Below are 26,581 nucleotides of genomic sequence, written 5' to 3' on the forward strand. Positions count from 1 at the left end.
GAGGAGCAAACATGCCGAAGAAGATTTTGATGATCGCCGGCGATTTCGCCGAGGATTATGAGACCATGGTGCCGTTCCAGACCCTGCTTGCGGTCGGCCATACGGTCCATGCCGTCTGCCCTGGCAAGAAAGCGGGCCAGACGATTGCCACGGCAATCCATGATTTCGAGGGTGACCAGACCTATTCTGAAAAGCGCGGCCATAATTTCGCGCTCAACGCCACCTTCGCCGATATCAAGGTTGCGGATTACGATGCGCTGGTCATTCCGGGCGGGCGTGCGCCGGAATATCTGCGGCTCAATGCGGATGTGCTCGCTGCCGTGAAACATTTCTTCGAGGCTGACAAGCCTGTCGCGGCCGTCTGCCATGGCGCGCAATTGCTGGCGGCGGCCGGTGTCCTGAAGGGCCGCACCTGCTCGGCCTATCCCGCCTGCCGCCCGGAAGTGGAACAGGCGGGCGGCACCTATGCCGATATCGCCATCGATGCCGCCGTTACCGACGGCAAGCTGGTGACGGCGCCCGCATGGCCGGCGCATCCGGCCTGGCTTTCGCAATTCATGGCGGTGCTCGGCAAATAAGACCGGCAAAACGGGGCTTTTTCCGGCCCCGTTTTCCGCTTATGTTTTTGAGCGTGGTGAGGGAGGAAACCATGTGCAAGCTCTTCATCAAGGCAGACCCGACGCTTTGGGAAAGCCATACCCGGTCGCTCAGGATCGATGGCATGGTCACGAGCGTGCGGCTTGAAAACTTCTTCTGGACGACACTGGATGAGATCGCGCGGCGCGATGGCATGAACAGTGTCCAGCTCATCGCCAAGCTTTATAATGAATCGATCGATGCCGGGCATGATCTCGGCAACTTCACCTCGTTCCTGCGGGTCTGCTGCGGGCGTTATCTCGCGCTTCAGCTTTCCGGCGATATTCCGGCGCGGACAGATATTCCGATTGCGGCACTGGATGCGGACAGCATTCTCGATGCGGAGAAGGCGAATTACCACTAACTAGTCACCGTATGCTCCACGTCATCCTCGGGAAAAGCCCGAGGATGACGTGGAGAGTTCTTACGTCTTATCATCACCCTCCGATCGGCCGTCTCCTCAGCTCTTCAACGCCCTTGGGTCGAGCGCATCACGCACGGCATCGCCGATATAGTTGACGCTCAGAACCGTCAGTGAAATCGCCAGCCCCGGCCACAGCACGCGCGATGGCGTCAATTGCAGGAAGTTGGCGCCATCGAAGAGCAGCCGTCCCCAGGTCGGAAAGTCGGAGGGGAAGCCGAGGCCTAGGAAGGAGAGCGCCGATTCCGTGATGATGGCGGCGGCGATGCCGAGCGTGGCGGATACCATGATCGAACTCAGAACATTCGGCAGGATGTGCCTGATAATGATGCGATATTCGCGCATGCCGCTCGATTTCGCCGCCATGATGAATTCCTGGCTTTTGATCGTCAGCACATCGCCGCGCACGATACGGGCGGTATGCATCCAGCTGGTTATCCCGATCACGAAGACGATCAGGATGAAGATGCCGGTTTCCGGCCCGAAGGCTGCGCGCAGCGTATCGCGAAACAGCATCAGGATGACGAGCAGCAGCGGCAGGAGCGGCAGGGCCAGGAACAGGTCGGTGAGCCGCATCAGCGGGCCGTCCAGATTTCGGAAATAACCTGATAGCACCCCCACCAGCGTGCCGAGAAACAGCGCCAGCAGCATGGCGGTAATGCCGACGGCAAGCGAGATGCGCCCACCCGCCAGAACCAGTGCCAGCATGTCCTTGCCGAGATTGTCGGTGCCGAAGGGATGGGCCAGCGACGGCCACTGGTTGCGCGCCTTCACGTTGATGGCGTTGGGTGCCACGGTGTGGATATAGGGGCCGACATAGACCGCAAGCAGGATGAAGGCGAAGACGAAGAGCCCCGCCACGCCGCCCTTGTGAACGCGGAACTGTTTCCAGATATCGGCAAGGGCGGATTGCGTGGGCGAGGGAGCAACCGTCGGCGCTGCGATGGTGGCGTCAGTCATAGCGGATCCTCGGGTCGAGAATGCCGTACAGCACGTCGGCAATCAGGTTGAAGAGCACGATCAGCACCGCGAAAATGAAGGTCAGCGTCTGCACCAGCGGAATATCCGCACCCTGAACGGCGGTGATCAGCAATTGGCCAAGCCCGTTCACGCGGAAAATCTGCTCGGTGATGATGGCGCCGGAAAAGATCGTCGGCACGCCGAGCGCAATGACGGTCACGACCGGGATCAGGCTGTTGCGCAGCACATGCACGAGCAGCACGGATTTTTCCTTCACGCCCTTGGCGCGCGCCGTGCGCACATAATCCTGATGCAGATTGTCGAGCATGGAGGCGCGCACGAAGCGGCTGATCTGCGAGACGTTGTAGAGCGTCAGCACCAGCACCGGCAGGAACATCTGCTTCACCTGCGCCACGAAACTTGCCCAGTCCCTGACCTGCAGATTGGTGTCGTAAACGGAAGGGAACCATTGCAGATAGGAGCTGAAGATGACGACCAGCAGCACGCCGGTGAAGAAGGTCGGCACCGAATAACCGACCATGGAAACGAAGGTGCCGATCTGGTCGAAGATCGAATATTGCTTGTAGGCGGAGATGACACCGATCGGGATCGCCAGCAGCGCGCCGAACAGATAGGCAAGGCCTACCACCCAAAGCGTCTGCGGCATGCGCTGGATGACGAGATCGACCACCGGGCTGCGTGTCGCCCAGGAGAGCACCCGCATGCGGCTGCCATCGCCGATCTGCCAGCCGGTCAGCTTTTCAAAGAGGTTCAGCGGCTCGTTGATGAAGAATTGCTGCAGCCACATCAGGTAACGGACGAAGAAGGGCTGGTCGAGGCCAAGCGAGGCGCGGATCTGTTCGCGCACCTCGGGCGGAATGGTGAGCGGCAGATCGCCGGTCGGGTCGTTGGGCGCGAGATCGAGCAGCGCGAAGATGACGAAGCTGATGACGAGCAACGTCGGTACGGCAAAGGCAAGCCGCCGGAGCGTAAAGGTAAACATCTGAAACTCTCCAGACCCAGAGCGCGGCAGGGCGAAAATCGGGAGTGTTTTCGCAGGGACGCGGCCAATGTGTCTTCAGATCATGGTCCAGGGCATGCAAAAGGCCGGCTCCCCCTGGGAAGCCGGCACATCTGCGTGTTATTTCTTGCGGGACCAGTCCGCGACGTTCCAGAGTTCGGAATCCCAGGCATTCATGCGAACGCCTTCCAGCGTCAGCGAATGCGAGGAGACACTGCCGCGGTGGATGAGCGGAATATGCGCGCCTTCCTCCGTCAGCATGTCATTGAGCTGCTTGGAAATCTCCGCGCGCTTGGTAAGCTCGGCGGTCTTGGAGAGTTCGCCCACCAGCTTGTCAAATTCCGGGTTGCAATAACGCGGAATATTCTGGCCCTGCCAGCCGTTTTGAGGGGCGGGGATCTTGTCGCACAGCCATTCCGCCAGATATTTCTCCGGGTCGGTGCCGTCGAAATTGTTGGTGTACATTTCGACATCGGCATAGAACTTCTGGAAGGTGTCCGGGCTGGCAGGGTCACCGCCGAAGAAGACCGAGGCGCTGACATTGCGCAGTTCGGAGGCAACGCCGATCTGCGACCACATGTCCTTCACCAGTTCCTGCGTGGCCTGGCGAACCGAATTGGTGGAGGTCTGGTAAAGGAAGGAGAGTTTCACGCCATTCTTGGCGCGAATGCCGTCGGCGCCTTTCACCCAGCCGGCATCGTCCAGCAGCTTGTTTGCGCCATCCACATCCTGCTTCAGGCACCAGCTGTCATTCTTGGTGGAGGCGACGGCTTCCGGCGCCGGCACGATGTTGCAGGTCGGTTTGCCGGCTTCACCGTAACCGGCCTCATCGATCACGTCGCGGTCGATGGCGAGTGAGAGCGCCCGGCGCACGGCGGGGTCGGAAAGGGCAGGGTGCGGGCCGCCCTCTTTGGTGGAGCGCTTGTCGCCCAGAGAAGGATCGGCATTGTACCAGTTGAGATTGATACGCTCGACCTGCGTGCCGAAGGCGGTTTCCAGCTTGCCCTTGCCGGCAGCCACCATGGTGGCCAGGATTTCCGGCTCCACCTGCATGTTCCAGGCGTAATCGAATTCGCCGGTTTCCAGCACGGCGCGCGCGGCGGAAGCGGCGTCGCCGCCGCCCTTCAGCGTCGCGGTGGCAAAGGCGGGCTTGGCCGGATCGCGGTAATTGGGGTTGGCGACGAAGCTGATGACATCATTCGGCTTGAAATCCTTGACCACGAAGGGGCCGGTGCCGATGGGGCCGAAATTGGCGGATGTGCAGCCGGGTGCGGCGGCGCCGACGCATTTTTCGAACTGCTTCTTCTGGATGACGGGCGATTGCGCTCCGACGAAGGCGGAATAGGGGTAGGGTTTCGGTTCGGTGAAGCTGACCTTGACGGTGTGGGCGTCGATGGCCTCGACATTCTTCACGCCTTCATATTGTGCCGCCTGCGCGCAGCCGCCATCCGGAGCGGTGCAATATTTCCACGAGAAAATCACGTCTTCGGCGGTGAAGGGCGTGCCGTCTGACCATTTGACGTCGCTTTTCAGCTTCCACGTCATGCTGAGCAGATCCTTCGCGACGCCGCCATTGTCGACCGTCGGAATCTCGGTGACCAGCATCGGCACCAGCTCGCCCTTTTCGTCGTAGCGCGCCAGCGGTTCGATCACCATGGACGAGCTGTAGATCTCTTTCGTGCCACCCGAAAGATAAGGGTTGAGTGTCGATACAGCCTGCCAGAACAGGATTTTCAATTCGCCGTCACTGCCACGCTCGGCATGGGCGGCAGAGCCTGCGAAAGCCATCGCCGCCACCGTGCTGGCAAAGAGAACGCTGCGCTTCTTCATCGTGGTTTTCCCCTTTTTTGGATTTTATCTATTCGAATGTTTGACGCTTTTCCCGTCGTCAAATGCAAGGTCTTTTATTCTAAGTGTTTGACTTTGCTAATGAATATTCCATCATTCCCGATGATGCTATTGTCAGTTTTTTTTAAAAGCAAGTCCCAATGTCGCTTTTGTGAACAAAATTTGAGCCATTCAGTTTTGGGCCTATTTTTCGCCCATGTAGAGAATTTCCTGCTTGCAAAAGGAGAAATTCCAAACGCAATATGTTTTCCGACAACCCGGCGGGGAACAAAAAAAGGGAAAAAGAGAATGCCGATATTGAACCGTGTGGCTGAAATGCAGGAAGACGTGGCCGGCTGGAGGCGTCACCTGCACGAGCACCCGGAACTGCTCTATGATGTCTTCGAAACATCGAAATTCGTGGCCGAGAAACTGAAATCCTTCGGCTGCGACGTGGTGGAGACCGGTATCGGCAAGACCGGCGTGGTGGGCATCATCAAGGGCCGGCACGGGGACGGCCCGACCATCGGTTTCCGCTCCGACATGGACGCCCTGCCGATCCTCGAGACCAGCGGCAAGCCTTGGTCTTCGAAGACACCGGGCAAGGCCCATTCCTGCGGTCACGACGGGCACACCGCCATGCTTCTGGGCGCGGCGCAATATCTGGCCGAGTCCCGCAATTTCAAGGGTTCCGTCGCGGTCATCTTCCAGCCGGCCGAAGAGGGCGGGGCAGGCGCTCTCGCCATGCTGAATGACGGCATGATGGAGAAATTCGGCATTTCGCAGGTCTATGGCATGCATAACGAGCCGGGTATCCCGGTCGGGCAGTTCGCCATCCGCAAGGGTTCCACCATGGCGGCGGCGGATGCTTTCGAAATCACGATTACCGGCAAGGGCAGCCACGCGGCCGCGCCGCATCTTTCCGTCGATCCGGTTCTGACCTCGGCCTATATCATCATCGCCCTGCAATCCATCGTCTCGCGCGAGACGGACCCGTTGAAATCGCTGGTCGTCACCGTGGCCACTACCCATGGCGGCACGGCCTCCAACGTCATTCCCGGTTCCGTGACGCTGACGGGCACGGTGCGCACGCTTCTGCCGGAAACCCGCGATTTCGCCGAAAAGCGCCTGAAGGAAGTAGCGACAGCCACCGCCATGGCGCATGGCGCGACGGCCGAGGTGAAATATGATCGCGGTTATCCCGTCACCTTCAACCACAGCGACGAGACCGAATTCGCGACCGGCGTAGCCATGGGCGTGGCGGGTGCGAACGCCGTCAACACCAATCCCAACCCGCATATGGGGGCGGAGGATTTTTCCTACATGCTGGAAGCGCGCCCCGGCGCCTTCATCTTCATCGGTAACGGCGATACGGCCGGGCTGCACAATGCGGCTTACGATTTCAACGATGACGCGCTGCCATACGGCATCAGCTACTGGGTTTCGATGGCCGAAACCGCACTTGCTGCATAAGACATCCGGCGGCCCGCGTGGCCGCCTTCTGCTTTTCAGGAGATCGGCATGCTTTTGGCGGCAACATCCATGGAACAGACCGGCGGTTCGGTAAGCCCGGTTCTGTCGGTTCAGAATCTCACCACCTCCTTCCGCGTCGATGGCGGCTGGAAATCCGTCGTCCGCAACATGAGTTTCGAGATCGCGCCGCGTGAAACGGTGGCGATCGTTGGTGAAAGCGGCTCGGGCAAGAGCGTGACGTCGCTGTCCATCATGCGGCTGCTTGATAAAAAGACGAGCCGCATCGAAGGCAAGGTCATGCTCGGCGGGCGCGATCTGCTGGCGCTGCCGGAAGAGGAGATGCGCAAGGTTCGTGGCAAGGACATTTCGATGATCTTCCAGGAGCCGATGACCAGCCTCAACCCGATCTTCCCGATCGGCAAGCAGATCGCCGAAGCACTTACCGTGCATCAGGATATTTCCTCTTCCGCCGCGCGCGCTGAGGTCATCCGCCTCTTGGAAAAGGTCCGCATTCCCAATGCGAAGAACCGTTTCGACGATTATCCGCATCAGTTCTCGGGCGGCATGCGCCAGCGCGTGATGATCGCCATGGCGCTTGCCTCCAGGCCGAAACTGCTGATTGCCGACGAGCCGACGACGGCGCTCGACGTCACAATTCAGGGCCAGATACTCGACCTCATCAAGCAATTGCAGGAAGAGGAGGGCATGTCGGTCTTGTTCATCACCCATGATATGGGCGTGGTGGCGGAGGTGTCGGATCGCACCATCGTCATGTTCCGCGGCGATGTGGTGGAAACCGGCACGACCGATGATATCTTCCACCGCGGCCACCATCCTTACACACGGGCGCTGCTTTCAGCGGTGCCGAAGCTCGGCTCGATGCGGTCTCGGGTGCTGCCTGCCCGTTTCCCGATCATCGATATCAAGACCGGTGAGAGCCAGCCGGTGGTGGAGACGAAGGACACGGTGTCCGGCGGCAAGACGCCCATTCTGTCGGTCAAGGACCTGACGACACGTTTCGATATCCGTTCCGGCCTGTTCGGCCGCAAATCCGGCGCCGTGCATGCGGTGGAGAAGGTCTCCTTCGATCTGGCGGAGGGTGAAACCCTGTCGTTGGTCGGCGAATCTGGCTGCGGCAAGTCGACCACGGGTCGGTCGATCACCCGGTTGATCGAGCCCACATCGGGCAATGTCACGCTGGATGGTTACGAGGTGCTGAAACTCGACCGGACGACGTTGCGCACCATGCGCCGCAGCGTGCAGATGATCTTTCAGGACCCCTTCGCGTCGCTCGATCCGCGCATGAGCATCGGCACGGCGATCATGGAACCCTTTATCGAACACCGCCTCGGAGCCAAGCAGCAGGCGCGCGACAAGGCGGCGGACCTCCTTGAAAAGGTCGGTCTCAACCCGGACATGATGAAACGTTTCCCGCATGAGTTTTCCGGCGGCCAGCGCCAGCGTATCGCCATTGCCCGCTCGCTGATGCTCGATCCCAAGGTGATCGTCGCCGATGAGGCGGTCTCGGCGCTCGATGTCTCCATCAAGGCGCAGGTCTGCAACCTGCTGCTGGACCTGCAGCAGAGCCTCAACCTCGCCTTCCTGTTCATTTCCCATGACATGGCGGTGGTGGAACGCGTCAGCCATCGTGTCGCCGTGATGTATCTTGGCGAGATCGTGGAGATCGGCCCGCGTGCCGCCGTCTTCGACAATCCGCAGCATCCCTATACGAAAAAGCTGATGTCGGCCGTTCCTGTGCCGGACCCGGCGCGGCGGCAGATCCGGCGCAACATGGCGACGGACGAGATCAAAAGCCCGATCCGCCCGGTGGACTATGTGCCGCCGCAGCGGCATTACCGCGAGGTTTCGGCAGGGCATCTGGTGCAGGAAGCTGCGTGATCGAATGGTGGCGGCTTCGGGTTGACCGCTGGTAAGGGAGCGAGTGGTTGCCGCGCATTTCTTCTCTCCGCCGGGGAGAAGGTCGCGGCAGCGGGATGAGGGGGCAAGCTCTCGATCTACCGCTGGCGTTTCCCCCTCATCCGACACTCGGGCCACCTTCTCCCCGGCGGGGAGAAGAAACGCGCCGCACCGTCGTGCCAGATGGTTTTCAGTCGGCCAAACGCTCGCTTTCGCATGCTCCCCGTTTGACAGCCGGCGCAAAAAAATGCCAGCAAATGCGCAGGCATAATTCTCAAAGGGCAGCGGCATGGCCAGACGAAACGACGCACATGGACGGCTGGACGATGCGGCCCGTGCCGGCTGGCTTTATTATGTCGCCGGCCGCACGCAGGATGAGATCGCCGCCACCATGGGCATTTCCCGGCAGTCGGCGCAGCGGCTCGTGTCGCTGGCCGTCGCCGAGCGGCTGATCAAGGTGCGGCTCGATCACCCCATCGCCGCCTGTCTGGAAAAAGCCGAACGGCTGAAGGAAAAATTCGATCTCAAATATATCGAGGTGGTGCCGAGCGATCCGGCCGGCGTCTCCTCCACGGTCGGCATTGCCGAAGCCGGGGCGGCGGAAATCGAGCGCTGGCTGAAAAACGCCGATCCAATCGTGCTTGCTATCGGCACCGGCCGCACCTTGAAGGCTGCTGTGGATCAGCTGCCGCCGATGGAATGCCCGCAACACCGTATCGTGTCGCTGACCGGCAATATCGGGCCGGATGGATCGGCCGCCTATTACAACGTCATCTTCAGCATGGCCGATGCCATCAAGGCGCGGCATTTCCCGATGCCGCTGCCGGTGCTCTGCTCATCGGCCGAGGAGCGGGAACTGCTGCACGACCAGTCCATGGTGCGCTCCACGCTGGCGCTGGGGGCCGCCGCCGATGTCACCTTCGTCGGTGTCGGTGAACTCGGCGAAAACGCGCCGCTCTGCGTTGATGGTTTCCTCGGCGTGGATGAGATGAAGGCCCTGATGGCCAGCGGCGCGGTCGGCGAGATTTGCGGCTGGATGTATGATGCCGATGGCCGCATTCTCGAGCACTCCGTCAACGAGCGCGTCGCCTCCGTTCCTATTCCGTCACGGGAGACCTGCACGGTCATCGGCATGGCGCAGGGCACCCGCAAGAATGCTTCGATTCTGGCGGCGCTGAGAGGTGGTCTGCTGAACGGTCTCATCACCGACGAAGCGACGAGCGAATATTTGCTCACACACTGAGCAAAAATTAAATCAATAAAATCAGATGGTTGATTTTTCCATGTGCGCCGCAGCACAGGATGTCGCTTGACTTTTTTGCTTATGAGGTGAGTAAATGCCCTAGAGCAAAGCGAATGCTCATCATTTTTCTTCTGGGAGGAAGATATGACATTGAAGACCATTTTGCTGGGCGCATGCTCGGCACTCGCCTTTTCGACCCTTGCTTCCGCCGAGACGCTGACGATCGCGACCGTGAACAACGGTGACATGATCCGCATGCAGGGTCTGACCTCCGACTTCACCGCCAAGAACCCCGACATCAAGGTCGAATGGGTGACGCTCGAAGAAAACGTCCTGCGTGAGCGCGTGACGACCGATATCGCCACCAATGGCGGCCAATATGACATCATGACCATCGGCAATTACGAAGTGCCGATCTGGGCCAAGCAGGGCTGGCTGCTGCCGCTCGAAAAGCTCGGCGACAAATATGACGTCGACGATCTGCTGCCGGCGATCCGCGGCGGTCTTTCCATGGAAGGCAAGCTTTATGCGGCGCCGTTCTATGGCGAATCCGCCATGATCATGTACCGCAAGGACCTGTTCGAAAAAGCCGGCCTGAAGATGCCGGATAGCCCGACCTGGGAATTCATCGGCGATGCCGCCCGCAAGATCACCGACCGCAAGGCGGATATCAACGGCATCTGCCTGCGCGGCAAGGCCGGCTGGGGCGAGAACATGGCCTTCATCAGCGCGCTCACCAATTCCTTCGGTGGCCGCTGGTTCGATGAAAACTGGAAGCCGCAGTTCGACCAGCCGGAATGGAAAAGCTCGCTGCAGTTTTATGTCGATCTGATGAAGGATGCCGGCCCGTCCGGTGCTTCCTCCAACGGTTTCAACGAAAACCTGACGCTGTTCCAGCAGGGCAAGTGCGGCATGTGGATCGACGCCACGGTAGCTGCTTCCTTCGTCTCCAACCCGAAGGATTCCACCGTTGCCGACAAGGTCGGTTACGCTATCTTCCCGACCCATGGCGAGCTGAAGAACCACGGCAACTGGCTGTGGTCGTGGAACCTCGCGATCCCGAAGAGCTCGCAGAAGTCGGAAGCGGCTGAAAAGTTCATTTCCTGGGCAACCAGCAAGGACTATACCGCGCTTGTCGCTTCCAAGGAAGGCTGGGCAAACGTGCCTCCGGGCACCCGCACCTCGCTTTACAAGAATGCCGACTATGAAAAGGCAGCCGCCTTCGCCAAGCCGACGCTTGCCGCCATGGATGCCGCCGACATCACCAAGCCGACTGTAAAGCCGGTGCCTTATACCGGTGGTCAGTTCGTGGCGATCCCTGAATTCCAGGCGCTCGGCACCACGGTCGGTCAGCTGTTCTCGGCGGTGGTTGCCGGCCAGTCCAGTGTCGATGATGCGCTTGCGGGCGCCCAGTCGACCGCGACGCGTGAAATGACCCGCGCCGGTTACATCAAGTAATCCTCCCGAAGATCGCTGCCCGGCGCCAATGCCGGGCAGCGAACCTTGGGGATTGGAGGCCACCGGGATGTACGGCGGCGTTTAAGCCTTTCAAATCAAAACAAGAATGAGCCGGTTCTTCCGGATATGCCGGGCGCATGTCGTGACGCCCAGGCCCAAGGGGAGGTGAGTGCAATGGCAACACGAAACACGAGCGGGTTAGCGCGGGTGATGCTTGCGCCCTCGGTGCTTTTGCTTCTGGTGTGGATGATCGTGCCCCTGGCGATGACGTTGTGGTTCTCGTTCCAGAACTACAATCTCCTCAACCCGGCCAATGTCAGCTTTGCCGGTCTGTTCAATTACCAGTATTTCTACACCGACCCGGCCTTCTTCCAGTCGATCTGGAACACGCTGGTCATCGTCGGCGGCGTACTTGCGATCACCGTCATCGGCGGCATCGCCATTGCGCTCTTGCTCGACAATGACATTTTCGGCCAGGGCATCGTGCGCATCATGATCATCTCGCCCTTCTTCGTCATGCCGCCTGTCGCAGCACTGGTGTGGAAGAACATGATCATGCATCCGGGTTACGGCGTGCTCGCCGATCTTGCCCGCTTCTTCGGTTTCCAGCCGGTCGACTGGTTCGCGCAGTTTCCCCTGCTGTCGATCATCATCATCGTCGCCTGGCAATGGCTGCCGTTCGCGACGCTGATCCTGCTCACCGCCCTGCAGTCGCTCGATGGCGAGCAGAAGGAAGCCGCCGAGATGGATGGCGCCAACTTCGTCAACCGCTTCATCTACCTGACCCTGCCGCATCTGTCGCGCGCCATCACCGTCGTCATTCTCATCCAGACGATCTTCCTGCTCGGCGTCTATGCGGAAATCCTCGTCACCACCAATGGCGGCCCCGGCTATGCCTCCACGAACCTCGCCTTCCTCATCTATCGCACCGCACTATTGGGCTACGACGTCGGCGGTGCTTCGGCCGGCGGCATCATCGCCGTCATCCTCGCCAATATCGTCGCCATCTTCCTGATGCGTGCCGTTGGCAAGAACCTCGACCGGTAAAGGGGAAACATCATGGCCCGCAAGACAACCACACGTGCGAAGATCGGCTTTTCCATCGCGGCCTGGGCCGTGGCGCTGTTGCTGTTCTTCCCGATCCTCTATGCCTTCCTCACCTCGCTCAAGACCGAGCCGGAAGCAATCGCCGGCTTCAGCCTCATTCCCTCGGGCACGCTTGAGAATTATGTCACGGTGCAGACCCAGCGCGATTACTTCAAGCCCTTCATGAACTCGGTGGTGCTGTCGCTCGGCTCGACGATCATTGCGCTCATCATCGCCATTCCCGCCGCCTGGGCCATGGCGTTCTCGCCGACCAAACGCACCAAGGACATTCTGATGTGGATGCTCTCCACCAAGATGATGCCGGCCGTCGCCGTGCTGGTGCCGATCTATCTGATCTTCCGCAATGCCGGCCTGCTCGATACCCGCATCGGCCTCACCGTCATGCTCACCTTTATCAACCTGCCGATCGTCATCTGGATGCTCTACACTTACTTCCGGGAAATCCCCGGCGAGATTCTGGAAGCCGCCCGCATGGATGGCGCCTCGCTGTGGAACGAGATCGTGCATGTGCTCACACCAATGGCGGTGCCGGGCATTGCCTCGACGCTGCTCTTGAACGTCATCCTCGCCTGGAACGAAGCCTTCTGGACCATCCGGCTGACGACCACCAATGCCGCCCCGCTGACGGCCTTCATCGCCTCCTTCTCCTCGCCGCAGGGGCTGTTCTGGGCAAAACTCTCGGCCGCCTCGATGATGGCGATCGCCCCCATTCTCGTCATCGGCTGGTTCTCGCAGAAACAACTCGTGCGTGGCCTGACCTTTGGCGCCGTGAAATAAGGAACGACAAACATGGGCAGCATTTCCCTTCAGACCGTGTCCAAGCTCTTCGGTGAGGCGAAAGTCATCCCGTCGATCGATCTCGATATCCATGACGGCGAGTTCGTCGTCTTCGTCGGTCCCTCCGGCTGCGGCAAATCCACGCTTTTGCGGCTGATCGCCGGGCTGGAAGACGTCTCCGGCGGCAAGATCATCATCGACGGCAAGGATGTGACGGAAAAGGCCCCGGCCGAGCGCGGCCTTGCCATGGTGTTCCAGTCCTATGCGCTTTATCCGCATATGAGCGTCAGGAACAACATCGCCTTCCCGCTGAAGATGGCCAAGCTCGACAAGGCGGTGATCGATAAAAAGGTGGAAGACGCCGCTCGCGTGCTGAACCTTACCGATTATCTCGAACGCCGGCCCTCGCAGCTGTCGGGCGGCCAGCGCCAGCGTGTGGCTATCGGCCGCGCCATCGTGCGCGAACCCTCCGCCTTCCTGTTCGACGAGCCGCTCTCCAACCTCGATGCGGCGCTGCGCGGCACCATGCGGCTGGAAATCTCCGAGCTGCACAACACGCTGAAGACAACGATGATCTATGTCACCCACGACCAGGTGGAGGCCATGACCATGGCCGACAAGATCGTCGTGCTCAACCGCGGCAATATCGAGCAGGTCGGCTCGCCGATGCAGCTCTACCGCTCCCCCGCCAACCTCTTCGTCGCCGGCTTCATCGGCTCGCCGCGCATGAACCTCATCACCGGCGACTTTGCCCGCAGCAAGAATGCCACCACCGCCGGTGTGCGGCCAGAACATCTGCTGCTGTCGAAGGACAGCGGGCTGTGGCAGGGCAAGGTCACCGTCGCCGAACATCTCGGCTCCGATACCTTCCTGCATCTCGAGGTCAACGGCATCGGACCGATCACTGCCAGAGCCGATGGCGAGTTCGAATGCAGGCATGGCGATACCGTCTTCATCACACCCGATGATACAAAGATACACAGGTTCGATGATAAGGGTGTCGCAATATGACGGGGAGACTGGACGGTAAATCCGCGCTGATTACCGGTTCGGCGCGCGGCATCGGCCGCGCCTTTGCCGAAGCCTATCTGCGCGAGGGCGCGACGGTCGCCATTGCCGATATCGATTTCGAGCGGGCCAGCAAGACTGCCCGCGAGATTGGCGAGAACGCCTATGCCGTCGAACTCGACGTGACCAAACAGCATTCGATCGACACCGCCATCCGCACCGTGGAGGGCCAGACCGGCGGGCTCGATATCCTCATCAACAATGCCGCGCTCTTTGACCTCGCACCGATTGTCGAGATCAAACGCGAGAGCTACGAGCGGCTGTTTTCGATCAACGTGTCCGGCACGCTGTTCATGATGCAGGCCGCCGCAAAAACAATGATCGCTCGGGGAAAAGGCGGCAAGATCATCAACATGGCAAGCCAAGCGGGCCGGCGCGGTGAGGCCCTTGTGGCGGTTTATTGCGCCACCAAGGCCGCCGTCATCAGTCTCACGCAATCGGCCGGGCTCGATCTCATCAAACACGGCATCAACGTCAATGCGATTGCGCCGGGCGTGGTCGATGGTGAGCACTGGGACGGCGTGGACGCGCTGTTTGCGAAATATGAAAACCGCCCCGCCGGTGAAAAGAAGCGGCTGGTCGGAGAGGCCGTACCCTTCGGCCGCATGGGCCGTGCCGAAGACCTGACCGGCATGGCGATCTTCCTTGCCTCGGCTGAAGCCGAATACATCGTCGCCCAGACCTATAATGTCGATGGCGGCAACTGGATGAGCTGATCCCCGGGACTTTCCCGGTGACCGGCACGAACAACGTTTCCCTTTCGAGGATCGTGACATGACATGCAAACTCTCCCTCGCAACGCTTGACGACGCCAGAAAAACCGCGGCGGTTCCGGCCTATTCCCGCGACGATCTCTCCGCCGGCATCGTGCATTTCGGTGTCGGCAATTTCCACCGCGCCCATCAGGCGGTCTATCTGGATGACCTGTTCAACACGGGCACGGATCATGACTTCGCCATCATCGGCGCCGGTGTTCTGCCTTCCGATGCGGTGATGCGGGAAAAGCTCGCCGCGCAGGATTTCCTGACGACTGTGGTGGAGCAGGACAATAACCGCACCGGTGCGCGTGTCACCGGGCCGATGATTGATATTCTGATGGTCGGCGACACACAGCGCATTGTCGATACGCTCGCCGATCCGAAAATCCGCATCGTCTCGATGACGATTACCGAAGGCGGTTATTTCATCGACGCTTCCGGTTCCTTCAATCCGCAGCACCCGGCGATTGCCGAGGACGGGAAACATCCGGCCCAGCCGAAAACCGTCTTCGGCCTGATCGTCGCCGGGCTGAAGGCGCGACGCGACAGGGGGCTTTCCCCCTTCACCGTCATGTCCTGCGACAACATTCCACACAATGGCAAGGTCACAAAAAATGCGGTGGTTGGGCTTGCGGCGCTCTCCGATCCGGCCTTTGCCGACTGGATCGGTGCAAACGTCGCTTTCCCCAATTCCATGGTGGACCGCATCACGCCCGCCACCGGCGAACGCGAACGCAACATCGCCCGCGACGATTTCGGCATCAATGACAATTGGCCGGTCTTCTGCGAGGAATTCAAGCAATGGGTGATGGAGGATAATTTCCCCGCCGGCCGGCCTGCGCTCGAAAAGGCGGGTGTGCAGTTCGTGAAGGATGTTGCGCCTTACGAACACATGAAAATCCGCATCCTCAATGGCGGCCATGCGGCCATTGCCTATCCGGCGGCGCTGCTCGACATTCATTTCGTGCATGAGGCGATGGAACATCCGCTGATCCGGGCGTTCCTGGCAAAGCTCGAGAAGGACGAGATCATTCCCGTCATTCCCCCGGTTCCCGATACCGATCTCAACGATTATTTCACGTTGATCGAGCGGCGTTTCCTCAATCCGAAGATCGGCGACACGATACCGCGTCTGGCGCAGGACGGTTCCAACCGCCAGCCGAAATTCATCCTGCCTTCCACCGCCGACCGGTTGGCGCGCGGTGAGGATATTATCGGGCTTTCGCTGGTATCGGCGCTGTGGTGCCGCTATTTTTATGGCACTTCGGACAGCGGCAAGGAAATCACCTTCAACGATGCCAGTGCCGAACGCCTGCAGGCGGCGGCCATCAAGGCCAAGGACGATCCGATGGCCTTCCTTGCGCTTGACGATATCTTCGGGGCAGTTGCCGAATCGGAGCTTTTCCGTAAACGCTTCGCCCATGCACTGAAGACGCTGTGGCAAGAAGGCACGGCGAAGACCTTGCAGCTTTATCTGGATGACAAGCTGGCCGAAAAGTGACCACGAGATGGAAGACCCGACGGGACCATTGCTGATTTTCGATTGCGACGGCGTTCTCGTCGACAGCGAGCCGGTCTCGATCGCGGTGCTTCTCGACATGCTCTCCCATCTCGGCGTGACGATGGGAGAGGAGGAAGCCTATGAGCGCTTTCTCGGCCGCAGCGTCGCCAGCATGACGGCGACGCTGTTTGACGATTACGGTGTCGAGACCGACATCGATTTTCTCGACCATATGCGCGCGACGCTGTTCGAGCGTTTCCGCACCGAGCTGCGCCCGATCGAGGGCATTGCCGAAACGCTGGACCGGCTGAAGGCTCTCCGGCGCTGCGTGGCGTCTTCCAGCCAGCCGGAGCGCATCCGATATTCGCTGGGGCTGACCGGCCTGATCGAGCGGTTCGAGCCGCATGTCTTCAGCGCAACCATGGTCAGGAACGGCAAGCCGGCGCCCGATCTTTTCCTGCATGCGGCGCGCGAAATGGGTGCCGAACCGCGTCACTGCATCGTGATCGAGGACAGTCCGGCGGGCATTGCCGCCGCAAAGGCGGCCGGCATGGGCGTTTTTGCCTTTACCGGTGGTTCGCATGCGCGCTTTCCCGCATTCCGCGAGAAGATCGCCGGGCTCGGGGCTGATGCCGTGTTTGACGCGATGCCGGATTTGGTCCAACTTGTCGGCAATTATGTGGGGAAGGGCGGTTTTGACGACCAAGTGCAACGTGACGCGGGCTGAGCTTGAGCTTGCCTGCCGCCGTCGTCGTCGGGTCGTTGCGCAAGGGATGGAATTGAAGTCTTGATGCGTCAAAATCTCGTCGCTGTCGATGTCGGCACGGCCAGTGCGCGGGCCGGGATTTTCGATCCGGCCGGCCGGCTTCTCGCCCGCTCCACCCATCCCATCCTCATGCAGCGGCCGCGTGAAAACCACGCCGAGCATGATTCCACCGATATATGGAATGCCGTCTGTATCGCCGTGAAGGCGGCGCTTGCCGATGCCGGCGTTCCGCCGCAAAGCATCGCCGCCATCGGTTTCGATGCTACCTGCTCGCTTGTCATTCGTGACGCGCAGGGAGAGCCGGTTTCTGTTTCCATGACGGGGCAGGATCGCTTCGACACCATCGTCTGGCTCGACCACCGGGCGATAAACGAGGCCGACCGGCTGACGGCATCCGGCCACCGCGTTCTCGATTTCGCCGGCGACAGTGTTTCGCCGGAAATGCAGATGCCGAAGCTGATGTGGCTGAAGGCGCATATGCCTCAAAGCTGGGCGCGCATGTCCTTCGCCTTCGATCTCGCGGATTTCCTGACATGGAAGGCGACCGGTTCGGCGCAGCGCTCCAATTGCACGCAGACGGCGAAGTGGAATTTTCTGGCGCAGGAAAATCCCGGCTGGCAGGCGGATTATCTGGAACTGGCCGGCCTTGGTGATCTGAAGGAACGGGCAGGGCTGCCCGAAACCACCGTGATGCCGGGGGGAAGCATCGGTCCGCTTTCACCCGAAGCCGCGGCCGAACTCGGCCTCGACACCGGCTGCCAGGTGGCGGCGGGCATGATCGATGCCTATGCCGGCGCGCTTGGGGCGCTGGGCGGCTGCCTGTCGGGCGATGTCGGCCGGCATGTGGCGCTGATCGCCGGCACATCGAGCTGCCTTGTCGCCATGTCGCCGCGGCAGATGCCGGGTCACAGCCTCTGGGGCCCCTATTGGCAGGCCATTCTGCCCGGCCACTGGCTGGTGGAAGGCGGGCAATCGGCCACCGGCGCGCTGCTCGATCATATCGTGCGCATGCATGCGGCGGGCGGCGAGCCGGATATGGCGCTGCATGCCCGCATCGTTGCCCGGGTCAGCGAATTGCGCGCGCTCGAGGGCGAGGCCTTCGCCGAGCGGCTGCATGTGCTGCCGGATTTCCACGGTAACCGTTCGCCGCTGGCCGATCCGCACGCGGTCGGCGTCATCAGCGGCCTGACGCTGGACACGTCTTTCGACAGCCTCTGCCGTCTCTACTGGCGCACCGCCGTAGCGATAGCGCTCGGCGCGCGCCATGTACTCGATGCCATGGAGCGCTTCGGTTATGCGGTGGAAAGCCTGCATGTCACCGGCGGGCATGTGAAGAACCCGCTGCTGATGGAACTTTACGCCGACGTGACGGGCAAGCGCATCGTGGTTCCGGCCACCGCCGACGCCGTGCTTCTCGGCACGGCAATGACGGCGGCAACGGCGGGCGGCGTGCATGCGAACCTCGCGGCGGCGGGAGGCGCCATGTATCCGGGCAATGCGGAAATATCCGGAAATCCGGCGCTTAGAGCCCGTTATGAGCGGGATTACCGCCGTTTTCTCGCCATGTACCGGCATCGCCAGGAACTGGAAAGCCTTTAACTTTCAAGGAAGATAGCAAGGCTGAAATATGCCGGACGGGTTCCGCCTGTTTCTTCTCCCCGCCGGGGAGAAGGTGGCCCGAGGGGCCGGATGGGGGGGCTGGCTTTCCTTTTATTGTTATCCTTGCCCTTCATCTCGCTGCCGCGACCTTCTCCCCGGCGGAGAGAAGAAACAGGCTGATGTCGTCCTATCCGTGTCCTGCCCTCCTTTGAGTGTTGCCCGTCAAGTGCGCAGTGAGCGCTTCAGGGCGGCAACGTTTTTTGCCCTGGCCTTGCTGCTGTCATCGGCACCGGCGCTGAGGGCGCACAGGGTGAATTCCAGAAGCGAGACGAGTTGCAGCAGGCTCTGGCCGCCATTCTGGGCTTGCGGCATGGCAAGACAGATATCGGCGCTTTCCGGTCCCCATTCATAAAAACGGGTGGTGATCAAAAGCGTCCTGTAACCGCTCTTGCGGGCCATGGCCAACAGGCGCTGCAGGGGCGAAAGGTTGCCGCCACAATCCATGATGACGAGCAGGGTGCGCGCGGGATCGGAATCCCACAGGGCGACATGGGCGGCACTGTCGCTGCCGAGGTCATGAATGTGGCTTCGGCATTCCAGAAGCCGTCCGTAAAAATGCCGCGCGGCATCGAGGCCCTCCGGAGAGGTCGCCAGAAAAACATCGCCCGCCGTGGAGATCTCGTTCATTGCAAGGCGCCAGATCGGCTGGTTGGTCATGTCGAAGGCGGTCTGGATCGCCTGAATCTGCTGCGACAGGAGCTGCGAAAACGGGTTGGAATGGCGCTCGCCGCTCTCGGCCATTACAGGGCGTTCTACGCCGGCCGCCTCTTCCGCATGGCGCAGATCGGCGCGGATATCGCTGAACTGCCGGTAGCCCAGCGACCGCAGGAAGCGGCCGACCGTCATCGGGCTGAGGCTGAGCTTCACAGCCAGCGTCTGCGCCGTCTCGAACGGCAATTCGTCCAGATGCTCGATCAGATATTTAGCGATCTTGCGCTCGGAAGGTGTTCCCGCCTTCATGGCGCGCGTAAGGTTCAACAGCAGCTTTTCCACCAACGCCTCATTCTTTTATCTTTATTGAACGATGATGCATGCGCGCGCGCAGACGAGCGTGCGAACCGCAATTTGACGGTGGGGGAAAGCTTTTCCGGCCTTGTCCTCCACCGGACCGGAATGCGAATTCTTATAGGTGGATTATTATATTTTAGAGATACCTTTTATTCAAGAGAAATTCCATCTGCGGTTTAAATCCGGGAATTCGGCGTTTTCCACCTGTCTTGCAGAGTGGGTGGGCAGCGCCTATCTCTCGCCGTGTAAGGTTGTTTCAACGCGAGAGGCGTCGAGGAGTTCCGAATGATATTTGATGCGGCGCGGCTTGCATTCCACAATCTCTTTGCCGCCGAGACCCGCTCGGTGTTCTGGAAGGTTCTTGGGCTCACGCTTCTCGTGCTGGCGGCGCTGTGGTTCGCCATCCGCTCCATCTTCATCTATTTCGCCCTGCCATGGGTGGATACGCTGATCCCCGGCGTGCCGGACTGGGCCGGCTGGCTGACCTTCGTCTTCGCCATTTTCGCCGGCATCGGGCTTGCCCTGGCGCTGGCGCTGCTCATTTCGCCGGTTACCGCAGTTATTGCGGGCCTGTTTCTCGACGATGTCGCGGAAGTGGTTGAAAAAAAGACCTATCCGAACGATCCGCCGGGCAAGGCGATGCCGGTCGGCGAGGCCGTTCTGTCGTCCATCAAGTTCTTCGGTGTTGTCATTGCCGGCAACCTCGTCGCGCTGTTGCTGCTTCTGGTGCCGGGCATCAATCTCATCGCGTTTTTTCTGGTGAACGGCTATCTGCTCGGCCGGGAATTTTTTGAATTCGCTGCGATGCGTTTCCGCTCCCCCGTGGAAGCCCGGCAGTTTCGCTCAAAACACCGCACCACCGTCTTCATGGCCGGGCTGGTGATCGCGGCCTTCCTGGCGGTGCCGTTCCTCAACCTTTTGACGCCGCTTTTTGCCGCCTCGATGATGGTGCATCTGCACAAGGCCGTCAGCCGGCGCGATCCCTCATTCGCCGCCGGCCGCACCGAACAGTTGCGCGGGTAACTCCTCAAGCGGGGCCGGAATATCGAAGGTCTTTTCCGGCGATTTGCAGATATCGGCGATCACGCAGCGTTCGCATTCCGGCTTGCGCGCCTTGCAGCAATAACGCCCGTGCAGGATCAGCCAGTGATGGGCATGGAAGAGATATTGCTCGGGAATGATGCGGACCAGCCGGTCTTCCACCTCGTCCGGGGTTTTCCCCGGTGCAAGACAGAGCCGGTTGGCAATGCGGAACACATGTGTATCCACTGCGAGCGTGGGCACGCCGAAGGCCATCGACATCACCACATTGGCCGTCTTGCGGCCGACGCCCGGCAGGGTCACCAGTTCCTCGCGCGTCTTCGGCACCTCGCCACCGAAATTGTCGATCAGCATCTGTGATAGCGCGATGACGTTTTTCGCCTTGTTGCGATAAAGGCCGATGGTCTTGATGTGGCCGATCAGCTGCTCCTCGCCGAGCGCCAGCATTTTTTCCGGCGTATCGGCCACCTTGAACAGTGCCCTTGTCGCCCGGTTCACGCCAACATCGGTCGCCTGCGCGGAAAGCGCCACGGCCACCAGCAGGGTGAAGGGATTGGTGTGTTCCAGTTCGCCTTTTGGTTCCGGCCGCTGAATGGAAAAACGGCGGAAGATTTCGGTGAGTTCGTCCTTCGAATAGGCCGTTTTCACCCGTGCCGCCTTCCGCGTGGATGCCGGATTTGACTTTTTCAATGTTTGGGTGCTGGATCGTTTCTTGGCGACTGTCATGGACTATCTATAGCCAGCCCGCCTTGAGGAAAGCAACGTGGATACGCTCAACGACCAGCCGATTTTCGCGGCGGAACTCGTTCCGCACCGTTCGCTTGGCAGAAGGGGTTTCCGGCTGCTCCTGCTTTTGTCGGGCTTCGCCTGCCTTGTTTATGGCGGCTTTTTCCTCGCCACCGGCGCCTGGCCGGTCGGCCTGTTTTTCGGGCTGGATTTCCTGCTGCTTTATATCGCCTTCCGCGCCAATTACCGCGCCGCGAAGGCGCGCGAAGAGGTCAGCGTCTCGCGCACGAACCTGTCGATCCGCAAATTTTCTCCCACCGGGCGCATGGTGGAGCACCGTTTCAACCCCTTCTGGGCGCGCTTCCGGGTGAGAAGGCATGAGGAGATCGGCATCGTTTCCATGCATGTGACGGGTGAAGGCCGGGCAACCGATATCGGCTCGTTTCTCAACCCGGATGACAGGGAAAGTTTCGCCAAGGCTTTCGGCGGCGCGCTGGCGACCGTGCGACGGCGGATGTGATGGCGCGGTATATTCTATCTCTCCGTCATACCGGCGCGAGGCCGGTATGACGGTAGAAACGGACCATGAGGCAAGAAACGGGTGGAGACGACGGCGCTTTAGTGGTTTTCTGTGAAGCGTTAGGAGACCTGCGATGAACGCCAATATTACGCTGAACGAAGACATCACCCCCATCGGATCGGACTACGACACGGTGCGCGGGGTCATCGAGCTGTTGACGCTGGATTATCGCGAGCAGCCTTCGCTGGAAGCCATTGCCGCAAGGCTTGGCCAGTCGCCGACGCAATTGCAGAAAACCTTCACCCGCTGGGCCGGTCTTTCGCCCAAGGCATTTTTGCAGGCCGTGACGCTCGATCACGCCAAGCGGCTGCTGCGCGAGGAGGATTTGCCGCTGCTGGAAACCTCGATCGAGGTCGGCATGTCGGGGCCGGGGCGCCTGCATGATCTGTTCGTCACCCATGAAGCCATGTCGCCCGGCGAGTGGAAGGCGAGGGGTGGCGGGCTGACGATCCGTTACGGTTTCCACGCCTCACCCTTCGGTCTTGCCCTCGTCATGGTAACGGATCGTGGTCTTGCCGGCTGTGCCTTTGCCGATCCGGGCGAAGAACGGGCCTGTTTCGAGGATATGACCGGGCGCTGGCCGAACGCGGATTATGTCGAGGATCGCGAAGCGACCGCGCCCTATGCGGCGCGCGTCTTCGAACCGTCTCTATGGTCGGCGGACAGGCCGCTGCGCGTCGTGCTGCTCGGCACGGATTTTCAGGTGCGGGTCTGGGAAAGCCTCCTGAAAATCCCGATGGGCCGTGCCGTCACCTATTCGCACATCGCCTGCGACATCGGCCAGCCCAGCGCCTCCCGTGCCGTGGGTGCCGCGGTCGGGGCAAACCCGGTCTCCTTCGTCGTCCCCTGCCATCGCGCGGTCGGTAAAAGCGGGGCGCTGACGGGTTACCACTGGGGCCTCACCCGCAAGCGGGCGATGCTGGGATGGGAAACGGGGAAGGTGTGAGTTTGGTCGATCGTTCGAGCCTCGCACCAAATAGCATTGTAGACGATGCGTTGTCACATCGCCGTTCTCCGTCATGGCAGGAGAAATGGACAAGCGGTATCAGGGCAGGGCTGGCTGAGGCGGAAACCGAAGAGTTTGTCTCCGAGGCCAGAAGCCGGTTGGGAAGGGTAACCATCCCCTCGGCGTCATTCTCGGCCCTGTGCCGAGGATTTAGTCACGTCGAATAAAATCAATCGGTTGCAGATCCTCGGGACAAGTCCGAGGATGACGGTGGTGTTTGTGAGGGCCACCCCGCGAATGGCCTGACGACGCCTAAACCAGCTCCATCAATGCCCGCGCTGCCGCCTCGTCGGTAATCAGCGTATTACAGCCGATACGTTTGATCGTGGCGCGGATGGCGATGGCGCGGTGGGCGCCGCCGGAGGCGAGCACGATGTGTTTGGCCTTGCGCAGCGTATCGAGATCGATCGCCATGGCGCGCTGGTTGATCGGATGATCGACGGAGCGGCCTTCGGCATCGATGAAGTTGAACATGGTGTCGCAGACGCAGCCGGCATCGACGAGTTCGCGCAGGGTCTCCTTGGAGATGAAACCTTCCGACAGCGAGGTGGAATGCGGGCCGATATCGCCGCAGGAGACGATGGCGAGATCGAGCGTCTCGGCGAGATCGTAAAGCGTCGCCAGCCCGCATTTTTCGATCAGCGCCCGTTTGGTCTCGACCGAATCCACCAAAAGCGGTGCGAGGAACATGTAACATTCCGCCCCGAGCGCGCTTGCCAGCCGCCAGGTATAATCGAGCGGGTTGGTCTGGTGCACGGCGACGATACCGCCAAGCAGCGAGACGACCTTGCAGTTTTCCCGGCGCGGCGGTCGGAAGCTGGAAAGCGAGGCGGTCATGGTGCGGCCCCAGCCGACGCCGATGGTGGCGCCGTTCGGCACCACTTCGGAGAGGAATTGCCCAAGCGCGAGGCCGACGGCCTTGGCGGTGCCTTCTGCACCCATCTTGCCCGTGGATGAGCCGGTCGATGGGCCGGGTGAGGGGATGATGACGGCCTCGTCCAGCCCGTAGGCCGCCTCCAGCTCGCCGGCCAGCGAAACGAAATCCTCGATGCCCTCGTTGATCCAGATCTGCACTTCGGAGCGTTTCATCGCCTCGTCGAGCAGGCGGATGACGGTGGAGCGGCTGATCCCCAGTTTTTCGGCGACATCTTTCTGCGTCATGCCCTGGTTATAATAAAGCCATGCCGCGCGCAGCCTCAGCGAAGCTGCTTCCGAATAGGTCGTATGGGTCTCTCTTCTCAGTTTCGCCACGGTTTTTGTCATTCCTTATGTGCGGCCGAGTATCGCAGGCGTGAAACTTATGTCAATTGCGATGCGCAAATGTCTTGACTTTTTGCCGTGGCGCTTGCGATAGTCTGAGCCGGACAAACCGCGATTTCGGCCTTGGGCGCACCATGTGCGGGAACGAAAAGACGGCTGAGCAAGTTTTCAAGAGATCATGAAGGATCATTCGATATGACGTCCAAACTCGAACAACTTCGCGCCATCACTACGGTTGTTGCCGATACCGGCGATATCGAGGCGGTTGCGCGCCTGAAGCCGGTGGATTGCACCACCAACCCGACCATCGTTCTGAAAGCGCTCGGCACGCCGGCCTTTGCCGATGCGGTGAAGGAAGCTGTCGCTTGGGGCAAGAAGCAGGGCGGCCAGTCCGACGCCGTGGTTGCCGCCGTTGCCGATCGTCTCGCCATTTCCGTGGGTGCGGCTCTTGCCGGCCTCGTTCCCGGCCGTGTCTCGACCGAAGTCGATGCCGACCTTTCCTTCGATACGCAAGCCTCCATCGCCAAGGCCCGCCACATCATTGCCGCCTACAAGGAGCGCGGCATCGAGCGTGAACGCATCCTCATCAAGCTTGCTTCCACCTGGGAAGGCATCAAGGCCGCCGAGGTTCTCCAGTCCGAAGGCATCGACTGCAACCTGACGCTGCTCTTCTCCCAGGCCCAGGCGATTGCCTGCGCCGAAGCCAAGGTCTTCCTCATCTCGCCCTTCGTCGGCCGTATCCTCGACTGGTACAAGAAATCGACCGGCGAGAACTACACCGCCGAGACCGATCCGGGCGTCGTTTCGGTGCGCAGCATCTACAATTATTACAAGGCCAATGGCATCAGCACCGTCGTCATGGGCGCCTCCTTCCGCAATGTCGGCGAAATCGAAGCATTGGCCGGTTGCGACCGCCTGACGATCAGCCCGGCGCTGCTGGAAGAGCTGGACAAGGACACCGGCAAGCTGGAACGCAAACTTTCGCCTGACAACGTCAAGGCCGAGCCGCTGCAGTCTCTTGACGAAAAGGCTTTCCGCTGGGCGATGAACGAAGATGCGATGGCCACCGAAAAGCTCTCGGAAGGTATCCGTCTCTTCGCCAAGGATCTGGTGACGCTGCGCGAGATGGTTCGCAAGGAACTGACGCTGGCGGCTGCCTGACAAATAAAGGGGAACATTGCGCTCCCCCTGGGCCGCTGATACGACCGGAAAATCGGCTGTTTGGCGAAAGCGGAGCATCCGTACACCGTCACCCCGGACTTGATCCGGGGTCCAGCGCGATCAAGTCTTTGATCGCCTGAGACTTCCCTCACGGCGCAGACGCGCCGTGGCTGGATTACGGCTCTAGGCCGGAATGACGGAGGAGGGGTTTCCGGGTTTTGCCATCGATCTCAAAGGGGAACCATCCGCCATCCCCCGCGTTTACGAGACATAAATCTCCAGTCACTTGAAACGCGATCGGGTCCCTGCCGATCGCGTTTTTTTGTTCAGCCGCTTCCGGTCACGATTTCGGAGATGTGCTTTGCCGCCTCGCGGATCAGATCCTCGCAGGCCTCGCGCGTCGGTGCCTTGCCGCCAAGCGGTGTGATATAGGGGCAGGTGATGACGGCGAGCGCCGTGCCGTCAAGCGTCAGAACAGGGGCGGAAATATTGCGCACGCCGGCGGTTTGCAGGCTGTCCATGGATTCGAGGCCGTTTTTACGAACCTCCGAAAGCCGTTCGGCAAGGCCCGGCGGCACGGTTTCCCCGCTGCCGCGCACCTGTTCGGTGATCATGATCTCGCGCTGCGCTTCGGTCTGGAAGGCCAGAAGCACATGGCCGGAGCCGGTGTGGAACAGGCTCATCTGCGCACCCACCCGCATGGACATGGCCCAATAGGTGGAGGATTCCTGCTGGGCGATGACAGCGACGCTGCCGCGGTCATAGACCGCCAGATGGCAGGCCTGTTCGGCGCTGGCGGAAAAATCGCGCATCACCGGTGCGGCGAAGGAGACCAGCCGGCGGATCGGCGCGTGGAAATGCGCCAGCCCGAACATCTTCAGCGTCAGCGAAAAACGGTCGCCATCAAGCCGCTGCACGTAACCCCGGCGCACCAGCCGGTCCAGCATGCGGTAAAGTTCGTTCGGGCTCTTTCCGATGGATTTGGCGATCTCGATCTGCGTCAGCCCGCCATCGGTGCGGGCCAGAAGCTCGAGAATGTCCAGACCCTTGTCGAGGGCGGGGGCGCGGTATCTTTCGCTGTCGTCGTCGGTCATCTGGCCTCGAGGATGGTTCACATGGTCGCCGGTAAGGAGGGCGGCCTGAAAATAGGCTTGCCCGAGACCGGCGAACCGCGCAAGTCTGCTTGACGCCATATGAATACCGCGTT

The 26,581-nt window shown here is 60.6% G+C and carries 24 protein-coding genes; 17 read left to right on the plus strand and 7 right to left on the minus strand.

Features of this window, described 5'->3' with window-relative positions; translation table 11 throughout:
• The first annotated feature begins 11 nt into the window (after positions 1-11).
• Together O3S81_RS17895 and O3S81_RS17900 are read left to right on the plus strand one after the other, a co-directional pair.
• Complete coding sequence (locus O3S81_RS17895) at positions 12-578, plus strand: DJ-1/PfpI family protein (protein ID WP_269345320.1); 567 nt, start codon at positions 12-14, stop codon at positions 576-578.
• Between the two features lie 71 nt (positions 579-649).
• Complete coding sequence (locus O3S81_RS17900) at positions 650-1,000, plus strand: ribbon-helix-helix domain-containing protein (RefSeq protein WP_269345321.1); 351 nt, start codon at positions 650-652, stop codon at positions 998-1,000.
• Between the two features lie 96 nt (positions 1,001-1,096).
• Here O3S81_RS17900 and O3S81_RS17905 read toward each other — a convergent pair whose 3' ends face one another.
• The 3 genes from O3S81_RS17905 to O3S81_RS17915 form a co-directional block, all read right to left on the minus strand.
• Positions 1,097-2,017: an ABC transporter permease gene (locus tag O3S81_RS17905; RefSeq protein ID WP_269345324.1), complete on the minus strand. Its 921-nt coding sequence runs from the start codon at positions 2,015-2,017 to the stop codon at positions 1,097-1,099.
• Positions 2,010-3,020 carry an ABC transporter permease gene (locus O3S81_RS17910; protein WP_269345325.1) on the minus strand — a complete coding sequence of 337 codons (1,011 nt, stop codon included), beginning with the start codon at positions 3,018-3,020 and terminating at the stop codon, positions 2,010-2,012. The genes O3S81_RS17905 and O3S81_RS17910 overlap by 8 nt, the downstream gene beginning before the upstream one ends.
• 138 nt (positions 3,021-3,158) lie before the next feature.
• A complete protein-coding gene (locus tag O3S81_RS17915) occupies positions 3,159-4,868 on the minus strand; it encodes a peptide ABC transporter substrate-binding protein (RefSeq protein ID WP_269345327.1) in 1,710 nt (569 codons plus the stop codon).
• A gap of 306 nt (positions 4,869-5,174) precedes the next feature.
• On the opposite strand from O3S81_RS17915, the gene O3S81_RS17920 reads away from it, so the two are divergent.
• The 11 genes from O3S81_RS17920 to O3S81_RS17970 all read left to right on the plus strand — a co-directional run bounded on the left by O3S81_RS17920 (position 5,175) and on the right by O3S81_RS17970 (position 18,532).
• A complete protein-coding gene (locus O3S81_RS17920) occupies positions 5,175-6,338 on the plus strand; it encodes a M20 aminoacylase family protein (protein ID WP_269345329.1) in 1,164 nt (387 codons plus the stop codon).
• A gap of 48 nt (positions 6,339-6,386) precedes the next feature.
• The gene (locus O3S81_RS17925; protein WP_269345331.1) at positions 6,387-8,237 is read left to right on the plus strand and encodes an ABC transporter ATP-binding protein; all 1,851 of its coding nucleotides are present in this window, start codon (positions 6,387-6,389) and stop codon (positions 8,235-8,237) included.
• Positions 8,238-8,544: 307 nt separating this feature from the next.
• Positions 8,545-9,498 carry a sugar-binding transcriptional regulator gene (locus O3S81_RS17930; RefSeq protein ID WP_269345333.1) on the plus strand — a complete coding sequence of 318 codons (954 nt, stop codon included), beginning with the start codon at positions 8,545-8,547 and terminating at the stop codon, positions 9,496-9,498.
• Positions 9,499-9,642: 144 nt separating this feature from the next.
• Positions 9,643-10,956, plus strand: coding sequence for an ABC transporter substrate-binding protein (locus O3S81_RS17935; protein ID WP_269345336.1), 1,314 nt, complete (start codon positions 9,643-9,645; stop codon positions 10,954-10,956).
• Positions 10,957-11,130: 174 nt separating this feature from the next.
• Positions 11,131-12,003, plus strand: coding sequence for a carbohydrate ABC transporter permease (locus O3S81_RS17940; RefSeq protein ID WP_269345339.1), 873 nt, complete (start codon positions 11,131-11,133; stop codon positions 12,001-12,003).
• 12 nt (positions 12,004-12,015) lie between these two features.
• Positions 12,016-12,840, plus strand: coding sequence for a carbohydrate ABC transporter permease (locus tag O3S81_RS17945; protein WP_269345341.1), 825 nt, complete (start codon positions 12,016-12,018; stop codon positions 12,838-12,840).
• Positions 12,841-12,852: 12 nt separating this feature from the next.
• Positions 12,853-13,851 (plus strand): ABC transporter ATP-binding protein, encoded by a 999-nt coding sequence (locus O3S81_RS17950; protein WP_269345343.1) that lies wholly within the window; start codon positions 12,853-12,855, stop codon positions 13,849-13,851.
• A complete protein-coding gene (locus O3S81_RS17955) occupies positions 13,848-14,624 on the plus strand; it encodes an L-iditol 2-dehydrogenase (RefSeq protein WP_269345344.1) in 777 nt (258 codons plus the stop codon). Before O3S81_RS17950 ends, O3S81_RS17955 begins: the two co-directional genes overlap by 4 nt.
• A 58-nt stretch (positions 14,625-14,682) precedes the next feature.
• On the plus strand, positions 14,683-16,167 hold the full coding sequence (locus O3S81_RS17960) for a mannitol dehydrogenase family protein (protein ID WP_269345346.1): 1,485 nt from the start codon (positions 14,683-14,685) through the stop codon (positions 16,165-16,167).
• 7 nt (positions 16,168-16,174) lie between these two features.
• Positions 16,175-16,894 (plus strand): HAD family hydrolase, encoded by a 720-nt coding sequence (locus tag O3S81_RS17965; protein ID WP_269345778.1) that lies wholly within the window; start codon positions 16,175-16,177, stop codon positions 16,892-16,894.
• 63 nt (positions 16,895-16,957) lie between these two features.
• Complete coding sequence (locus O3S81_RS17970; protein WP_269345348.1) at positions 16,958-18,532, plus strand: FGGY-family carbohydrate kinase; 1,575 nt, start codon at positions 16,958-16,960, stop codon at positions 18,530-18,532.
• Between the two features lie 222 nt (positions 18,533-18,754).
• Here O3S81_RS17970 and O3S81_RS17975 read toward each other — a convergent pair whose 3' ends face one another.
• A complete protein-coding gene (locus O3S81_RS17975) occupies positions 18,755-19,588 on the minus strand; it encodes a MurR/RpiR family transcriptional regulator (protein WP_269345350.1) in 834 nt (277 codons plus the stop codon).
• Positions 19,589-19,885: 297 nt separating this feature from the next.
• Between O3S81_RS17975 and O3S81_RS17980 the strand changes: the two genes are divergently transcribed.
• A complete protein-coding gene (locus O3S81_RS17980; RefSeq protein ID WP_269345352.1) occupies positions 19,886-20,623 on the plus strand; it encodes a sulfate transporter family protein in 738 nt (245 codons plus the stop codon).
• Here O3S81_RS17980 and nth read toward each other — a convergent pair.
• Positions 20,585-21,367, minus strand: coding sequence for an endonuclease III (gene nth / locus O3S81_RS17985; RefSeq protein ID WP_269345354.1), 783 nt, complete (start codon positions 21,365-21,367; stop codon positions 20,585-20,587). The two genes, O3S81_RS17980 and nth, sit on opposite strands and share 39 nt — an antisense overlap.
• Positions 21,368-21,404: 37 nt before the next feature.
• Between nth and O3S81_RS17990 the strand changes: the two genes are divergently transcribed.
• A complete protein-coding gene (locus O3S81_RS17990) occupies positions 21,405-21,887 on the plus strand; it encodes a DUF2244 domain-containing protein (RefSeq protein ID WP_269345356.1) in 483 nt (160 codons plus the stop codon).
• Between the two features lie 133 nt (positions 21,888-22,020).
• Positions 22,021-22,893 (plus strand): bifunctional helix-turn-helix domain-containing protein/methylated-DNA--[protein]-cysteine S-methyltransferase, encoded by an 873-nt coding sequence (locus tag O3S81_RS17995; protein ID WP_269345357.1) that lies wholly within the window; start codon positions 22,021-22,023, stop codon positions 22,891-22,893.
• Between the two features lie 312 nt (positions 22,894-23,205).
• Here the strand turns inward: O3S81_RS17995 and O3S81_RS18000 are convergent, their stop codons facing one another.
• Positions 23,206-24,204: a sugar-binding transcriptional regulator gene (locus O3S81_RS18000; protein WP_269345359.1), complete on the minus strand. Its 999-nt coding sequence runs from the start codon at positions 24,202-24,204 to the stop codon at positions 23,206-23,208.
• 204 nt (positions 24,205-24,408) lie between these two features.
• Here O3S81_RS18000 and tal point away from each other — a divergent pair, with 204 nt between their 5' ends.
• Positions 24,409-25,374 carry a transaldolase gene (gene tal / locus O3S81_RS18005; RefSeq protein WP_269345360.1) on the plus strand — a complete coding sequence of 322 codons (966 nt, stop codon included), beginning with the start codon at positions 24,409-24,411 and terminating at the stop codon, positions 25,372-25,374.
• Positions 25,375-25,700: 326 nt separating this feature from the next.
• Here the strand turns inward: tal and O3S81_RS18010 are convergent, their stop codons facing one another.
• Complete coding sequence (locus O3S81_RS18010) at positions 25,701-26,468, minus strand: IclR family transcriptional regulator (RefSeq protein WP_269345362.1); 768 nt, start codon at positions 26,466-26,468, stop codon at positions 25,701-25,703.
• Between the last annotated feature and the right edge of the window lie 113 nt (positions 26,469-26,581).

This window comes from Agrobacterium sp. SOY23 (assembly GCF_027212525.1).
GTDB lineage: Bacteria > Pseudomonadota > Alphaproteobacteria > Rhizobiales > Rhizobiaceae > Agrobacterium > Agrobacterium tumefaciens_I.

What these genes read in the sequence shown, in the direction of transcription:
- O3S81_RS17895 (WP_269345320.1), top strand. Translation starts at nt 12, where the DNA reads ATGCCGAAGAAGATTTTGATGATCGCCGGCGATTTCGCCGAGGATTAT.
- O3S81_RS17900 (WP_269345321.1), top strand. Translation starts at nt 650, where the DNA reads ATGTGCAAGCTCTTCATCAAGGCAGACCCGACGCTTTGGGAAAGCCAT.
- O3S81_RS17905 (WP_269345324.1), bottom strand. Translation starts at nt 2,017, where the DNA reads ATGACTGACGCCACCATCGCAGCGCCGACGGTTGCTCCCTCGCCCACG.
- O3S81_RS17910 (WP_269345325.1), bottom strand. Translation starts at nt 3,020, where the DNA reads ATGTTTACCTTTACGCTCCGGCGGCTTGCCTTTGCCGTACCGACGTTG.
- O3S81_RS17915 (WP_269345327.1), bottom strand. Translation starts at nt 4,868, where the DNA reads ATGAAGAAGCGCAGCGTTCTCTTTGCCAGCACGGTGGCGGCGATGGCT.
- O3S81_RS17920 (WP_269345329.1), top strand. Translation starts at nt 5,175, where the DNA reads ATGCCGATATTGAACCGTGTGGCTGAAATGCAGGAAGACGTGGCCGGC.
- O3S81_RS17925 (WP_269345331.1), top strand. Translation starts at nt 6,387, where the DNA reads ATGCTTTTGGCGGCAACATCCATGGAACAGACCGGCGGTTCGGTAAGC.
- O3S81_RS17930 (WP_269345333.1), top strand. Translation starts at nt 8,545, where the DNA reads ATGGCCAGACGAAACGACGCACATGGACGGCTGGACGATGCGGCCCGT.
- O3S81_RS17935 (WP_269345336.1), top strand. Translation starts at nt 9,643, where the DNA reads ATGACATTGAAGACCATTTTGCTGGGCGCATGCTCGGCACTCGCCTTT.
- O3S81_RS17940 (WP_269345339.1), top strand. Translation starts at nt 11,131, where the DNA reads ATGGCAACACGAAACACGAGCGGGTTAGCGCGGGTGATGCTTGCGCCC.
- O3S81_RS17945 (WP_269345341.1), top strand. Translation starts at nt 12,016, where the DNA reads ATGGCCCGCAAGACAACCACACGTGCGAAGATCGGCTTTTCCATCGCG.
- O3S81_RS17950 (WP_269345343.1), top strand. Translation starts at nt 12,853, where the DNA reads ATGGGCAGCATTTCCCTTCAGACCGTGTCCAAGCTCTTCGGTGAGGCG.
- O3S81_RS17955 (WP_269345344.1), top strand. Translation starts at nt 13,848, where the DNA reads ATGACGGGGAGACTGGACGGTAAATCCGCGCTGATTACCGGTTCGGCG.
- O3S81_RS17960 (WP_269345346.1), top strand. Translation starts at nt 14,683, where the DNA reads ATGACATGCAAACTCTCCCTCGCAACGCTTGACGACGCCAGAAAAACC.
- O3S81_RS17965 (WP_269345778.1), top strand. Translation starts at nt 16,175, where the DNA reads ATGGAAGACCCGACGGGACCATTGCTGATTTTCGATTGCGACGGCGTT.
- O3S81_RS17970 (WP_269345348.1), top strand. Translation starts at nt 16,958, where the DNA reads ATGCGTCAAAATCTCGTCGCTGTCGATGTCGGCACGGCCAGTGCGCGG.
- O3S81_RS17980 (WP_269345352.1), top strand. Translation starts at nt 19,886, where the DNA reads ATGATATTTGATGCGGCGCGGCTTGCATTCCACAATCTCTTTGCCGCC.
- nth (WP_269345354.1), bottom strand. Translation starts at nt 21,367, where the DNA reads ATGACAGTCGCCAAGAAACGATCCAGCACCCAAACATTGAAAAAGTCA.
- O3S81_RS17995 (WP_269345357.1), top strand. Translation starts at nt 22,021, where the DNA reads ATGAACGCCAATATTACGCTGAACGAAGACATCACCCCCATCGGATCG.
- tal (WP_269345360.1), top strand. Translation starts at nt 24,409, where the DNA reads ATGACGTCCAAACTCGAACAACTTCGCGCCATCACTACGGTTGTTGCC.
- O3S81_RS18010 (WP_269345362.1), bottom strand. Translation starts at nt 26,468, where the DNA reads ATGACCGACGACGACAGCGAAAGATACCGCGCCCCCGCCCTCGACAAG.